This is a genomic window from Mycobacterium sp. Root135, assembly GCF_001426545.1.
In the GTDB taxonomy this organism is placed as follows: domain Bacteria; phylum Actinomycetota; class Actinomycetes; order Mycobacteriales; family Mycobacteriaceae; genus Mycobacterium.
This window is the reverse complement of sequence record NZ_LMEZ01000007.1, coordinates 659,009-671,795: the sequence shown is the minus strand read 5'-3', so window position 1 is coordinate 671,795 and position 12,787 is coordinate 659,009. Positions and strand designations below refer to the sequence as shown.

The 12,787-nt window shown below is 68.6% G+C and carries 15 protein-coding genes; 8 read left to right on the top strand and 7 right to left on the bottom strand.

The window, feature by feature from the left end; all coding sequences use genetic code 11:
* Positions 1 to 8: 8 nt before the first annotated feature.
* Genes ASD37_RS23395 through ASD37_RS23385 form a run of 3 tightly spaced genes read right to left on the bottom strand, consistent with a single transcriptional unit; the run spans position 9 to position 2,761 of the window.
* On the bottom strand, positions 9 to 911 hold the full coding sequence (locus tag ASD37_RS23395; protein WP_056557177.1) for a class I SAM-dependent methyltransferase: 903 nt from the start codon (positions 909 to 911) through the stop codon (positions 9 to 11).
* A 12-nt stretch (positions 912 to 923) separates the two neighbouring features.
* Positions 924 to 1,826 (bottom strand): class I SAM-dependent methyltransferase, encoded by a 903-nt coding sequence (locus tag ASD37_RS23390; RefSeq protein WP_056557174.1) that lies wholly within the window; start codon positions 1,824 to 1,826, stop codon positions 924 to 926.
* Positions 1,823 to 2,761, bottom strand: a complete 939-nt coding sequence (locus tag ASD37_RS23385) for a class I SAM-dependent methyltransferase (RefSeq protein ID WP_056557171.1) — start codon at positions 2,759 to 2,761, stop codon at positions 1,823 to 1,825. Before ASD37_RS23385 ends, ASD37_RS23390 begins: the two co-directional genes overlap by 4 nt.
* 275 nt (positions 2,762 to 3,036) lie before the next feature.
* Here ASD37_RS23385 and secY point away from each other — a divergent pair, with 275 nt between their 5' ends.
* Genes secY through ASD37_RS23355 form a run of 6 tightly spaced genes read left to right on the top strand, consistent with a single transcriptional unit; the run spans position 3,037 to position 7,540 of the window.
* Positions 3,037 to 4,362 carry a preprotein translocase subunit SecY gene (secY, locus tag ASD37_RS23380; protein ID WP_056557169.1) on the top strand — a complete coding sequence of 442 codons (1,326 nt, stop codon included), beginning with the start codon at positions 3,037 to 3,039 and terminating at the stop codon, positions 4,360 to 4,362.
* Positions 4,359 to 4,904, top strand: a complete 546-nt coding sequence (locus ASD37_RS23375) for an adenylate kinase (protein WP_056557165.1) — start codon at positions 4,359 to 4,361, stop codon at positions 4,902 to 4,904. The genes secY and ASD37_RS23375 overlap by 4 nt, the downstream gene beginning before the upstream one ends.
* A 4-nt stretch (positions 4,905 to 4,908) precedes the next feature.
* A complete protein-coding gene (map, locus tag ASD37_RS23370) occupies positions 4,909 to 5,706 on the top strand; it encodes a type I methionyl aminopeptidase (RefSeq protein WP_056557162.1) in 798 nt (265 codons plus the stop codon).
* A gap of 47 nt (positions 5,707 to 5,753) precedes the next feature.
* Positions 5,754 to 6,269, top strand: coding sequence for a sigma-70 family RNA polymerase sigma factor (locus ASD37_RS23365; protein ID WP_056557159.1), 516 nt, complete (start codon positions 5,754 to 5,756; stop codon positions 6,267 to 6,269).
* Entirely contained in the window at positions 6,266 to 7,006 is a 741-nt protein-coding gene (locus tag ASD37_RS23360) for an anti-sigma factor (RefSeq protein ID WP_056557155.1), read from the top strand. The genes ASD37_RS23365 and ASD37_RS23360 overlap by 4 nt, the downstream gene beginning before the upstream one ends.
* 24 nt (positions 7,007 to 7,030) lie before the next feature.
* A complete protein-coding gene (locus ASD37_RS23355; protein ID WP_156721044.1) occupies positions 7,031 to 7,540 on the top strand; it encodes a MarR family transcriptional regulator in 510 nt (169 codons plus the stop codon).
* A gap of 1 nt (position 7,541) precedes the next feature.
* On the opposite strand, the gene ASD37_RS23350 is transcribed toward ASD37_RS23355, so the two are convergent.
* Positions 7,542 to 8,513 (bottom strand): NmrA/HSCARG family protein, encoded by a 972-nt coding sequence (locus ASD37_RS23350; RefSeq protein WP_056557572.1) that lies wholly within the window; start codon positions 8,511 to 8,513, stop codon positions 7,542 to 7,544.
* Positions 8,514 to 8,607: 94 nt separating this feature from the next.
* Here ASD37_RS23350 and ASD37_RS23345 point away from each other — a divergent pair, with 94 nt between their 5' ends.
* Positions 8,608 to 9,108 carry a MarR family winged helix-turn-helix transcriptional regulator gene (locus tag ASD37_RS23345; protein WP_056557570.1) on the top strand — a complete coding sequence of 167 codons (501 nt, stop codon included), beginning with the start codon at positions 8,608 to 8,610 and terminating at the stop codon, positions 9,106 to 9,108.
* Here the strand turns inward: ASD37_RS23345 and ASD37_RS23340 are convergent.
* Complete coding sequence (locus tag ASD37_RS23340; protein WP_056557152.1) at positions 9,105 to 10,370, bottom strand: GAF domain-containing sensor histidine kinase; 1,266 nt, start codon at positions 10,368 to 10,370, stop codon at positions 9,105 to 9,107. The two genes, ASD37_RS23345 and ASD37_RS23340, sit on opposite strands and share 4 nt — an antisense overlap.
* Positions 10,367 to 11,035: a response regulator transcription factor gene (locus ASD37_RS23335; protein ID WP_056557149.1), complete on the bottom strand. Its 669-nt coding sequence runs from the start codon at positions 11,033 to 11,035 to the stop codon at positions 10,367 to 10,369. The genes ASD37_RS23340 and ASD37_RS23335 overlap by 4 nt, the downstream gene beginning before the upstream one ends.
* Before the next feature lie 104 nt (positions 11,036 to 11,139).
* Here ASD37_RS23335 and ASD37_RS23330 point away from each other — a divergent pair, with 104 nt between their 5' ends.
* On the top strand, positions 11,140 to 11,919 hold the full coding sequence (locus tag ASD37_RS23330) for an HAD family hydrolase (RefSeq protein WP_082570352.1): 780 nt from the start codon (positions 11,140 to 11,142) through the stop codon (positions 11,917 to 11,919).
* Here the strand turns inward: ASD37_RS23330 and mmsB are convergent.
* On the bottom strand, positions 11,905 to 12,780 hold the full coding sequence (gene mmsB / locus ASD37_RS23325; protein ID WP_056557143.1) for a 3-hydroxyisobutyrate dehydrogenase: 876 nt from the start codon (positions 12,778 to 12,780) through the stop codon (positions 11,905 to 11,907). The genes ASD37_RS23330 and mmsB overlap by 15 nt on opposite strands.
* Positions 12,781 to 12,787: the final 7 nt, after the last annotated feature.

The window sequence follows — 12,787 nt, the reverse complement described above, 5'->3', positions numbered from 1 at the left end:
CCCCGGCCTCAGCCCGTGAACTCCGCTCTGACATAGCTGAGATCGCCCATGATCTTGGACATCTCGTCGTCGGGGAACTCGAAGCCGTTGGCCGCGTAGGCCTCTCGGTTGGGCAGCGCGGTGACCTCCCATCCGCGTTCGCGGAGGTAGTCGACGGGGTTGTTGCGCTTGCCCTGATAGACGAGGTCGGCCATCTCGATGTCGGAACCCAGCTGCTTCAGCCGATCCCTGAGCTGCTGGGAACGCTCGTCGGTGAACGCCGTCAGGTCGGGAACGTGCTCGGTGGCGAGACGGCTTCCCGGAGCCGACAGGGCGGTGATGGTGTCGAACAGCGCATCCTGGGCTTGCGGGGGAAGGTAGATCAGCAGCCCCTCGGCGCTCCACGACGTCGGCTGGGTGGGGTCGAAACCGCTGTCGGTCAACGCCTTCGGCCAATCCTCGCGCAGGTCGACGGACACGGTTCGGTGGGTGGCCGTCGGCGTGGCGCCGATTCCGCGCAGCGTCGTCTGCTTGAACTCGACGACCTCCGGCCGGTCGACCTCGTAGACCACCGTGCCGTCCGGCCACGGCAGTCGGTAGCCACGGGCGTCGAGACCGGCGGCGAGGATTACGGCCTGCCGCACCCCGGCGGCGGCCCCGTCCAGGAACACCTCGTCGAAGAATCGGGTGCGAACCGCCATGCCCTCCGCCGCCCTGCGGGGAGTGAAGGCCGGGTCGAGGGTGGTGAAGTCGACGTCGCCGTCGAGCATCCTGGTGAACAGGTCCACGCCGACCGCCCGCACCAGTGGTTCGGCGTAGGGGTCGTCGATCAGCTTCTCGCGGTGACCGAGCGCGCGTTGTGCGGCGACCATCGTCGCGGTGGCCCCGACGCTGGAGGCCAAGTCCCAGCTGTCGCCGTCAGTTCTCGCCATGATGTCTCTCCTCTACTTCAACGTCGACGTCAGGTAACCGGAGCCGCCGCCCAGCGTGGCCAGCTCGTCGTCGGGAAGTTGGAAACCGTTGGCGGCGTACGCGTCTGCGGTCGGCAGGATCGTGATCGACCACCCCTGCGCCGCAAGGTAGTCGGCGGCGCTGTTGCGCTCGCCGGTGTAGAACAACTCGGCGAGATCGATCTCGGATCCCAGCCGTTTGGTGCGCTCGGTGAGCTTCTCGGCCCAGTCGGCGGGAATCGAGCTGAGGTCCATGTGCTCGGTCGCGATCCGACTCCCCGGTGCCGACAGCGCGGTGATGTCGTCGAACAGCCGGTCCTGCGCCTCCGGCGGCAGGTAGACGAGGAGGCCCTCGGCGCTCCACGCCGTCGGGGCGGTGGGATCGAAGCCCTTCTCCTTCAAGGCCTTCGCCCAGTCGTTGCGAAGGTCGATCGCCACGGTTCGGCGTTGCGCTGTGGGTTCGGCGCCGAGGCCGGCCAGCGTGCGGGTCTTGAATTCGATGACCTCCGGCTGGTCGATCTCGAAGACGACGGTCCCCGCGGGCCACTGCAAGCGGTAGGCCCTGGTGTCGAGACCGGAGGCGAGGATCACCGCCTGCCGCACCCCGGCTCGGGCGGCGTCGAGGAAGAAGTCGTCGAAGAACCGGGTCCGGACGGCCATCTGTTCGTTCATCGCCCGCCGGTTCAGCAGCGGATCGTCGTCGTCGGCGAGCGACTCGCCGTCGACGACCTTGACGAACATCTCCATGCCGACGGCGCGCACCAGCGGCTCGGCCCACGGGTCGTCGAGAAGCGCGTCGGGGCCCTGCGACGCGGTGGCGCGGGTGGCGGCCACCGCGGTCGCGGTGGCGCCGACACTCGAGGCCAGGTCCCAGCTGTCGTCAGCGGTGCGTGTCATGAAATGTCTCCTTCGAGGGTGGCGATGACGGACAGGGAATTGCGTAGGGCAGCGAGCTCCTCGGAGTCGGGGAACTCCCGGCCGTAGTCGGCGAACACGTCGGGTCGGGGGCGTGCCGACACACTCCAGCCCTTCGCGGTCAGGTAGTCGACGACGGGCGTGCGCTCGCCGCCGTAGGTCAGGTCGGCGATGTTCACGTCGAAGCCGTGGGTCCGCCACTGGTCGGCCAGCGCGCCGGCCCGGCCGCCGAGCGCCGCGCCGCCGTCCGGGTGGTACTCGGTGGCGAGGCGACTGCCGGGTGCCGACAGCGCGGTGATGTCGTCGAACAGGCGGTCCTGGGCGTCGGGTGGGAGGTAGACGAGAAGGCCCTCGGCGCTCCACGCCGTCGGCGCCGTCGCGTCGAAACCGGCGGCCGCAAGTGCCGACGGCCAGTCGTCGCGCAAGTCGACCGCGACGGCACGGCGGTCGGCGGCGGGGGTCGCGCCGAGGTCGGCCATCGCCGCGGACTTGGCGCCAAGCACCGCGGGTTGGTCGATCTCGAACACCGTCGTGCCCGCCGGCCACGGCAGTCGGTAGGCCCTCGAGTCGAGACCGGACGCCAGGATCACCGCCTGCCGCACCCCGGTGCCGGCGGAATCCGTGAAGAAGTCGTCGAAGAACCGGGTCCTGACCCCCATGACGCCCGCCAGCATCCGGCCGGCTCCCTCGGCTTCTTGGTCGAGGGCCAGGGTGCCGTCGACCAGTTTGGTGAAGAACTCGATGCCGACGGCGCGAACCAGGGGAGCGGCGTAGGGGTCGTCGACGAGGGGGTCGGTTTCGCGCGAGGCCAGGGCGCGGCCGGCCGCGACCATGGTGGCCGTCGCCCCGACACTGGACACGAGGTCCCACTCGTCGCCGTCGGAACGTTGCGAACGCGTCGAATCGCTAGGGGTCATCCGTGCCTCCAACTATTAGTTAGCTGATGTAACGAGACGTTGGCGACTGTACGCTCTGAAGCTGAAGCGCCCACCAGGCCGCGTTCACGCCGATCGGATGAGGGTCCGACCGGCGGCAACTGTTACCCTCGTAGACTGTTCCAACGCGCGATTGCGCTGGCTGCAGGCACGCCTGCGCACCGGCTGACGGATCGCACAGGACTTACCCATAACGCGCTGGTTGGACCAGCCCCATCGGCACGCCGCGACGTCAGTCCGGCTGCGCAGGAGGAAGAGTGCTTTCGGCTTTCATCTCGTCACTGCGGACGGCCGACCTCCGACGGAAGATTCTCTTCACCCTCGGCATCGTCATCCTCTACCGGGTCGGTGCAACGCTGCCGTCTCCTGGCGTGAACTACCCCAACGTGCAGCAGTGCATCAAGCAGGTCCAGGGCGGTGACTCGGCGCAGATCTATTCGCTGATCAACCTGTTCTCCGGCGGCGCGCTGCTCCAGCTGTCCATATTCGCGGTCGGCGTGATGCCCTACATCACCGCCAGCATCATCGTGCAGCTGTTGACCGTGGTCATCCCGCGGTTCGAGCAACTGCGCAAGGAAGGCCAATCCGGCCAGGCCAAGATGACGCAGTACACCCGCTACCTCGCGGTGGCGCTCGCGCTGCTGCAGGGCACCTCGATCGTGGCGCTGGCCGCCAACGGCGGACTGCTGCAGGGCTGCAGCCTCGACATCATCCCCAACTCGTCGATCTTCACCCTTGTCGTCATCGTGCTGGTGCTCACCGCAGGCGCGTCGCTGGTCATGTGGATGGGCGAGCTGGTCACCGAGCGCGGCATCGGCAACGGCATGTCGCTGCTGATCTTCGCCGGCATCGCCGCCCGCATCCCGGGTGAGGGCAAGATGATCCTCGACGGCCGCGGACCGACCGTCTTCACCATGGTCTGCATCGCCGCCCTGATCATCATCGTCGGCGTCGTGTTCGTCGAGCAGGGCCAACGACGCATCCCCGTGCAGTACGCCAAGCGCATGGTCGGACGCCGCATGTACGGCGGCACGTCGACCTACCTGCCGTTGAAGGTCAACCAGGCCGGCGTCATCCCCGTCATCTTCGCCTCGTCGCTGATCTACATCCCGCACCTGATCACCCAGCTGGTTCAGAGCGGCAGCGCCAACCCCGGCACCGGGTGGTGGGACAAGTTCGTCGCGGACTACCTGACCAACCCCGCCAGTCCGGTGTACATCGCGATCTACTTCGGCCTGATCGTCTTCTTCACGTACTTCTACGTGTCGATCACGTTCAACCCCGACGAACGCGCCGACGAGATGAAGAAGTTCGGCGGCTTCATCCCTGGCATTCGACCTGGCAAGCCAACGGCGGACTATCTGAGATACGTTCTGAGCCGAATCACCCTGCCTGGCTCGATCTACCTCGGTGTGATCGCCGTTCTGCCCAACTTGTTCTTGGAGATCGGCAACACCGGAAGCGTGCAGAACCTGCCGTTTGGCGGCACCGCGGTTCTCATCATGATCGGTGTCGGACTGGACACCGTGAAGCAGATCGAGAGCCAGCTGATGCAGCGCAACTACGAAGGGTTCCTCAAGTGAGAATCGTGTTGCTTGGACCGCCCGGCGCAGGCAAGGGGACGCAGGCCCAGAAGCTCGTCGAGAAGTTGGGCATCCCGCAGGTCTCCACCGGGGACCTCTTCCGGCACAACATCACGACAGGAACCGAACTCGGGCTCGAGGCCAAGAAGTACCTCGACGCCGGGGATCTGGTGCCTGCCACCCTCACCAACGCATTGGTCGACGACCGGCTCGACGACGACGACGTCGCCGACGGGTTCATCCTCGACGGCTTCCCGCGCTCGGTGGAGCAGGCCGAGGCGCTGCGCGACATGCTTGCCAAGCGCAACCTGCAGCTCGACGCGGTGCTGGAGTTCCGGGTCTCCGAGGACGAGCTGCTCAAGCGGCTCAAGAGCCGGGGACGCGCCGACGACACCGAAGAGGTCATCCTCAACCGGATGAATGTCTACCGGGCCGAGACGGCACCACTGCTGGACTACTACTCCGACGAACTCAAGACCGTCGACGCCGTCGGCGATCTCGACGAGGTGTTCGCCCGCGCGCTGCGCGCACTCGGCAAGTAGACCGATGATCGGACTGCCAAGTCTGCGTGGCCGCAAGGCCGTACCGCACCGCACTGCGGGTGAACTGGACTCCATGGCCGCGGCGGGAGCTCTCGTCGCCAAGGCGCTACTGGCCGTCCGGCAGGCCGCCCAACCGGGCGTCTCCACCCTCGACCTCGACGTCATCGCCGAATCGGTCATCCGCGACGGCGGCGGCATCCCGTCGTTCCTCGGTTACCACGGCTTTCCCGGGAGCATCTGCTCGTCGGTCAACGACCGCGTCGTGCACGGCATCCCGTCGGCGACGGAGGTACTCGTCGCCGGTGACCTGGTGTCCATCGACTGCGGCGCCATCCTCGACGACTGGCACGGCGACTCGGCGGTCACCTTCGGCGTCGGCCCGCTCATCCCGGCCGACGAGGCGCTCTCCGAGGCCACCCGCTCGGCCATGGAGGCGGGAATCGCCGCCATGGTCCCCGGCAACCGGCTCAGCGACGTCTCCCACGCCATCGAGGTCGGGACGCACGCCGCCGCGGCGCGCCACGACCGCAAGTACGGCATCGTCGAGGGCTACGGCGGGCACGCCATCGGCAGAAGCATGCACATGGACCCGTTCCTGCCCAACGAGGGCTCACCCGGCCGTGGACCCCACCTCGTCGCCGGCTCCGTGCTGGCCATCGAGCCGATGTTGACCCTCGGCACCACCAAGACCATCGTGCTGGAAGACGAGTGGACCGTCGTCACCGCCGACGGAACCCGCGCCGCGCACTGGGAGCACACCGTGGCCGCCACCGACGACGGGCCCCGCATCCTCACACTCTGAGGTGAACCGGTCGGACGTCCACTGCGTGTAAGTAGTGGAGGTTGCACATGGATGATCCGGAGGCAGCGATGATGCGCGTGCTCTACGACGAGCACGCGGCCGCGCTGTGGCGGTATGCGCTGCGGCTCACCGGCGACCAAGCCCGCGCCGAGGATGTCGTCCAGGAGACGCTGCTGCGGGCCTGGCGTCATCCCGAGGTCACCGACGACGTGGAGCGCTCGGCCCGAGCCTGGCTGTTCACCGTCGCCCGCAATCTCATCATCGACGAGAGGCGTAGCGCCAGATTTCGGCACGAGGCCGGAACTGCCGACGTGGAGGCGGTCGCCGACCGTGCCGGGCCCGACGAGGTCGACACCGCGTTGGACAAACTGCTCCTCGGCACCGCGCTCAGCCAGCTCTCCGACGACCACCGCGCGGTGATCCAACGCGCGTACTACCAGGGCTGGAGCGTCGCGCAGACCGCAGCGGACCTGAACATCGCCGAGGGCACGGTCAAGTCCCGGTTGCACTATGCGGTGCGCGCACTGCGGCTCAACTTGCAGGAAATGGGGGTGACGCGATGACCTACTCCAACGGTGGCCACGGTCTCGACGCGGTCGACGGGGACGGCTACTCGACTTGGGACGCGGCCTACGTGCTCGGCTCGCTGTCGAGCGCCGAGCGCCGTGAGTTCGAGACGCACCTGCAGACGTGTGACCGGTGCCGGGCGGCCGTCGCCGAGCTCAGCGGCATGCCTGCCCTTCTCGGGCTCCTCAGTGAGGGTGAGGTCCGAGGCCTCGACGGCGACCAGCCCGAGCCACCGCCGCTGCGGCCCGAGGTGCTGACCTCCGTCCTGGACAAGGTGCGGTGGCGCAGGCGTCGATCCCGATGGTTGACGACGGCGTCGGTCGCGATGGCGGCGGCGCTGCTGGCGGTCGGACTGGTGGTCGCCGTCCGGCCCGAATTGATGGGTCTGCGCAGCGGCGACACCGACCAAGCCGTCGCGCAGCTGGAGATGAACAAGCTCGCGCCGACGCCGTTCAGTGCGACCGTCGGGTTGAGCAGCTTCGCGTGGGGCACCCGAGTCGACATGGCCTGCACCTACGGCGAATGGTCGGGCGGGTCGGACGCGCCGCCGAGCAACCTCGGCATGGTGGTCGTCGGGCGCGACGGCACCCGGACTCAGGTGGCGACGTGGCTCGGCCTGCCCGGTGCCACCGCGTTGCCCAGCGGCAACACCCCGATGCCCAAGGAGCAGATCGCGTCGGTGCAGTTGGTCTCCGTCGACTCCGGACAGGTGTTGCTCGAACGCCCGACATAGGTCCGGCCCGCCGGTGCGGTATGAATGAGCGTGTCTTCGAAGCCGGCCGAGCGTGACCCCATTGCGCTGGCCCGCACGAACTGGGAGCGCGCCGGCTGGGGTGCGGTCGCCGACGGCATGGTCGCCGTCACGTCGGTGATGCGGGCCCACCAGATCCTGCTGGCCCGCGTCGAGGCGGCGCTGCGCCCCTACGACCTGAGCTTCTCCCGGTACGAACTGCTGCGGCTGCTGGCGTTCAGCGGCAATGGCGCCCTGCCCATCACCAAGGCATCCGACCGGCTGCAGGTCCACGTCACCAGCGTCACGCATGCCATCCGCCGGTTGGAGGGCGACGGCCTGGTGGAGCGGACACCGCATCCCACCGACCGGCGCACCACGCTGGTCCGGCTGACCGAGGTGGGCCGCTCCACCGTCGAGGCCGCGACGGCGACGCTGAACGACGAGGTGTTCGCCAACATCGGGATCTCCGAAGGGGAGTCGGCCGCCCTTTCCTCGGCCATCGAGACGCTGCGCAGACAGGCCGGCGACTTCTAGCTCATTGCGTGCGAATGCCGTTGTCCGGCAACGCAAGCCAGTCACGAAACGACAGCAGGCCGGGGTTCAACGCCCGCACCGCGGACAGGTCACGGTCACCCACGAAGCGGGCCGAGTTCTGGGCGTAGTACTGGAACATGTTGCCCATCTCGACGGCGCCGGGGAAACCTTGCGCGCGGAACTCGTCCCAGCCGAGCGGCCGGTAGCGAACCTCTTCGCCGAGGGCGTCGCCAAGGGCCGCCGCGTACTGATTGCCGGTCAGGTGATCGCCCGCGATGCTGACCGTGGCGCCGACGAGCTCCTGGCCGCGCCGGAAGACGCCCAGCGCCGTCCGGCCGATGTCGCCGACGGCGATCGCCGACATCAACTGATCGGCCATCGGGAGGGTCAGCACCAGGGTGCCGTCGTCGCCGCGCACCGGGCCGAGGCCGCCGGCGAAACCCTCGAAGAAGAACGTGGTCCGCAGGAACGTCGTCGGCACGTCGTACTCGCGGAACATCGCGTCGGCCTCGGCCTTGGCGTCGAAGTGGGGCACCTTGTAGGCACCGTCCACGTCCGGAACGCCCTTGTCGGTCCCGAAGAAGTCCCGGGTGTCCTCCAACGTCGACCAGATAACGTGGCCGACGCCGGCCTGCTTGGCGGCCAGCGCCGCGGTGTCGGCCTGGGCGAGTTCCATCGCGGCGCGGGTGCGGGTGGCCTCCTCTTCGGGTGTGCGCTCGGCCCAGTAGTTGGTGACCACGAACGCGCCGTCGGCACCCTCGAAGGCGCGGCGCATGCTCGGCCCGTCGTCCAGGTCGGCTTCCACAACCTCGGCTCCCGCGTCGGCCAGCGCGCGGGCCTTCTCGGAGGTGGCGCTGCGGGTCAGGGCCCGCACCCGGAATTCGTGGTTCGGGTCGTCGAGGATGGCCCGCACCAGGCCGCCGCCCTGCGATCCCGTTGCCCCGACCACTGCGATCAGCTTTTCGTTCGTCATGTCGTCTCCCATCTCGGTGTGGGTTGATACGTCAACCCGTCTCCACCGTAACCCTCTGGGTTGATATGTCAACCCGATGGGCTACAGTGGCGCCATGACGGAAGCGACCGGGCTCGACGACGACGAGCTCTCGGCGTGGAGGAGCTTCGTGGACATGCACCACCACCTCGAGAGACATCTGGTCAAGCACATGCAACAAGACTTCGGGCTGTCGGACTCGGACTTCGAGGTCCTGGTCAACCTCTCCGAGGCCCCCGGCGGTCGGCTCCGCGCCTTCGAGCTCGGCCGGGCCACCCAATGGGAGAAGAGCCGGATGTCGCACCATCTGAGCCGAATGGAGAAGCGTGGTCTGGTCCGGCGCGAGGCGTCCGACGCCCGCTACCCGGACGTCGTGCTGACCGACGCCGGCCGCGCGGCCATCGCCGCGTCCGCGCCCGCGAACGCCGCCCGGGTGCGTGAACTCTTCATCGACGTCGTCGGCCCCGAGCGGCTGGCGGTCCTCAAGGCGGCCTCCGACGACGTGCTCGCCGCGCTGGAGCAACACGTCGACGCCTGCGCGAGCAGTCGCAAAGATGCGCAACACGCCGGAGACTAGGGCAGTTTTGCGTCTGCTCGCTCAGGGGAGGGCGGCAACGGAATCGTGGCGGTCACCGCCGTCCCGGCGCCGGGCCTGGACCGGATGTTGAGCCTGCCCCCGACGATCTCGGCGCGTTCGGCCATCGACAGCAGCCCGTAGCCGCCCATCTCGTCGCCGCCCAGCGGGTTCTCGAGCGTGTCGAATCCGCGTCCGTCGTCGACGATCTCGAGCCGGGCGGTGTCCTCACCCACCGAGAACGTGAGGCTGGCGTGCCCGGCGTGCGCGTGCTTCACCACGTTCTGCAGACACTCCTGCGCGATGCGGTAGATCGCGATCTCGATGTGATCGGGCAGCCGGGTTTCGGCCACGTCGACGTCGATGTAGAGGCCGAGCTCCGTCTGCGGGATGGACCTGGCCAGGCTGGCGAGCCCGCCAGCGAGGCCGAGATCGTCGAGGACCGGGGGGCGCAGGCCGCCGATCGCCGCGCGCGCCTCCTGCAGGGTGAGGTCGACCAACTCGCGGGCCATGCCCAGCTGCTCGGCGGCTGCGGCGGCGTCCTCGCCCACCGCCCTGGTTGCGGCGTCGAGCCGGTAGGACAGCGTCACCAGCCGCTGGGAGATGCCGTCGTGGATGTCACCGGCGAGCCGACGGCGCTCCATCTCCTGGGCCTCGATGACCTGCTCGACGAAGTTCTCGTGCGCGCGTTCGCGGGCCACCAACCGGCGGTGCAGCCTGGCCTGGTGCATGGCGCCCGCGATCAGCCGGCCGATCACCAACAGCAATTCGACGTCACGGTCGGTGAAGTCCCGCCGGGCGACTGTGTGCACGTTCAGCACGCCAACCAGCCCACCCGGATCGGTCTCCATCGGCACCGACACCATCGACGTGAAGTCCGAGCCGCGCAACGACTCGAAGGGCAGATACCTGGGGTCTGACTCCTTGTCACCGACGATCACCACGGGTTCGCGGTGGCTCGCCACCCACCCGGACACGCCGCGGCCCAACGGCAGTCGGATCTTGCCGACCTCGGAGTCGAACGGCGGCGTCGCCCCGGTCAGGGTCAGGGACTGTTCGGCGTCGTCGAGCACGTGGACGAAGCACACGTCGGTGCCCGTCGCCGCGGTGATCATCCGCGCGGCGGCCTCGGCCAACGGTTCGACGCCGGGGCCACTGGAGGCGGCCTGGATCAACTCCCGCAGCAGGGCCAGCTCGCGGTCGGCGTCGACGAGGTCGCGGACGGCGTTGGTGCCGCCCGGGTTCGACGACCGCCCCGGCCTCACCGGTAAATCCCCTCGCGCAGCGCCGTGGCGACGGCACCGGTGCGGTCGGTGACGTCGAGCTTGCGGTAGATGGCGCGAAGGTGGGTCTTCACGGTTTCCTCGCCGATCACGAGCTTGGTCGCGATGCCGCGGTTGGACAGGCCGTTGACGACGTAGGACAGGATTTCGCTCTCGCGCTGGGTCAGCCCCTGCCTGGCGCCCGGCCAGAACTCGTCGCGCTGCAGCCGGGCGGCCGTGTCGACGGCCCGCGCCGCCATCCCGGGATCGATCGCCGTCTCGCCGGCGTGTGCAAACTCCAGCTGACGGACCAGCTCGTCGCTGCCGATGCTCTTCAGCAGGTAGCCCGACGCCCCGACCCGCAACGCCTGGAAGAGGTATTGCTCGTCGTCGTAGACCGACAACATGACGACCTTGCGCTGCGGTTCCCGCTCCCGAAGGGCGGCGCACAGATCCAGCCCGCTGCTGCCCTGCATTCGCACGTCGCACAGGACGATGTCCGGGTTCAGCTCGGCGACCACGTTCATCGCGCGCTCGGCGCCGACGGCCTGGCCGACGACCTCGACGCGGTCGCCGAAGGCCGTCAACATCGCCTTGAGTCCCTCGATGACCATCTCGTGGTCGTCGACCAACACGAGCCGCACCGGTGAGTGTGCGGGGGGCGGCATGGCACGAGCATAGGACCGGCCTCGTGGCTGGCAACCCAAGATGGCCCGTTCAATCCCCCGGATGGGGGAGGCGGCCGACGTGTGACGTAGACCACTCTGATGCCATGACGCAGATACCGGACAGAGCGTGGCGGGCAGGCCGGTTCTGGTGGGATTCGTCCCGCCCCAGCGAGGCAGGTCCTCAGCCGCTGCGAGCGGTGATCTTCGACCTCGACTCGCTCACCGACGCCGAGTGCGGAGGCAGCCGACTGGCGTTCAACGCGGCCTTCGCGGCACACCGGCTGCCCGTGACGTGGTCCGCGGCGCGGTACCGCAAGCTGCTGGCGCTGCGCGACGAACGGCAGCGCGTCGCCGCCGAGCTGCGGGCTCGAGGGATCTGCACCGAGTGCGACGTCCTGCTCAGGGTTCTCGTCGACCAGATCTGCGCGACCAAGTCCAGGATGCTCGACGAGGTGATGCTCGGTGCCGATCTGGACGCCAGAAGCGGCCTGGTTGAGCTGATCACCGACGGGTTCACCGCCGGGGTGGCCGTCGGCGTCGTCAGCACCGGTCGCAGACAGTGGGTCGAACCCCTGGTGCGGCAACTGGTCGGCGACGGGTTGGTTCAGACGGTCGTCACCGCCGACGATCTGGCGCCAGCCGCCCCGCTTGGTGCTGCCTTCCGGATGGCGCTGACCGAGATGGGGGCCCCCGCACACGATTCACTGGCGTTCACCGGTTCGACCGACGGCTTGCGTGACGCGATGTCCGTCGGCCTGGCCGGGGTGCTCGTCGACCCAGAGGTGATCGGGGCCCGCGCCGACTACGTCGGCCTTCGCATCGCCGACTGTCGGCGGCTCCACGCCGAATCGTGGGCAAGGGGAAACCGGTCAGCTGCCGCGTAGGAGCTCGATGACGGCGCTGAAGTCCTTGTCCGAGTGGTCGGCCGCGAAGTCTGCGTAGATCTCGGCGGCGTGAGTACCCAGCGGTGCCGCCGAGCCGGTCGAGTTCACCGCGGCCATCGCCAGCCCTAGATCCTTGTTCATCAGTGCCGTGGCGAAGCCCGGCTTGAAGTCGTTGTTGGCCGGTGACGTCGGAACCGGCCCTGGCACCGGGCAATTGGTGTGCACCGACCAGCAGTTGCCCGTCGCCCCGGTGATCACGTCGAACAGCGATTGAGCCGAGAGGCCGAGCTTCTCGGCAAGGACGAACGCCTCACCGACGGCGATCTGCTGCACGGCGAGCACCATGTTGTTGCACACCTTGGCCGCCTGACCGTTTCCGGAGCCGCCACAGTGAATCACTTTGCCCGCCATCGGTTCCAGCACCGGCCTGGCCCGCTCGACCGCGGCGTCGGTCCCGCCGACCATGAACGCCAGCGTGCCAGCCGTGGCTCCCTTGACGCCACCGGAGACGGGGGCGTCGACCTGTTCGTGGCCGTGTTCTTCGGCTTGGGCGTTGATCGCGCGGGCGTCGTCGACCGAGATGGTCGACGTGTCGACGAACAGCGTGCCCGGCGTCGCGGCGGGCAGCGCCTCGGCGTAGCAGGCCTTGACGATGGCACCGCTGGGCAGCGACGTGATCACCACGTCCGCGCCGGTGACCGCCTCGGCTCCGCTGTCGAAGACGGTGACGCCCTTGGCCTCTGCGGCATCCCGCAACGCCGGCACCACGTCGAAACCACGCACCGCGTGGTTCGCCGCGGCCAGGTTGGCGGCCATCGGGCCACCCATGTTGCCCAGCCCCAAGAACGCTATCGTTGCCATCTAGACC

Excerpts from the sequence above, each read along its gene's own strand:
- ASD37_RS23360 (WP_056557155.1), top strand. The coding sequence starts at position 6,266 with ATGACCTACTCCAACGGTGGCCACGGTCTCGACGCGGTCGACGGGGAC.
- ASD37_RS23385 (WP_056557171.1), bottom strand. The coding sequence starts at position 2,761 with ATGACCCCTAGCGATTCGACGCGTTCGCAACGTTCCGACGGCGACGAG.
- ASD37_RS23390 (WP_056557174.1), bottom strand. The coding sequence starts at position 1,826 with ATGACACGCACCGCTGACGACAGCTGGGACCTGGCCTCGAGTGTCGGC.
- ASD37_RS23330 (WP_082570352.1), top strand. The coding sequence starts at position 11,140 with ATGACGCAGATACCGGACAGAGCGTGGCGGGCAGGCCGGTTCTGGTGG.
- ASD37_RS23355 (WP_156721044.1), top strand. The coding sequence starts at position 7,031 with ATGAGCGTGTCTTCGAAGCCGGCCGAGCGTGACCCCATTGCGCTGGCC.
- ASD37_RS23345 (WP_056557570.1), top strand. The coding sequence starts at position 8,608 with ATGACGGAAGCGACCGGGCTCGACGACGACGAGCTCTCGGCGTGGAGG.
- mmsB (WP_056557143.1), bottom strand. The coding sequence starts at position 12,780 with ATGGCAACGATAGCGTTCTTGGGGCTGGGCAACATGGGTGGCCCGATG.
- map (WP_056557162.1), top strand. The coding sequence starts at position 4,909 with ATGATCGGACTGCCAAGTCTGCGTGGCCGCAAGGCCGTACCGCACCGC.
- ASD37_RS23395 (WP_056557177.1), bottom strand. The coding sequence starts at position 911 with ATGGCGAGAACTGACGGCGACAGCTGGGACTTGGCCTCCAGCGTCGGG.
- ASD37_RS23335 (WP_056557149.1), bottom strand. The coding sequence starts at position 11,035 with ATGCCGCCCCCCGCACACTCACCGGTGCGGCTCGTGTTGGTCGACGAC.
- ASD37_RS23350 (WP_056557572.1), bottom strand. The coding sequence starts at position 8,513 with ATGACGAACGAAAAGCTGATCGCAGTGGTCGGGGCAACGGGATCGCAG.
- ASD37_RS23365 (WP_056557159.1), top strand. The coding sequence starts at position 5,754 with ATGGATGATCCGGAGGCAGCGATGATGCGCGTGCTCTACGACGAGCAC.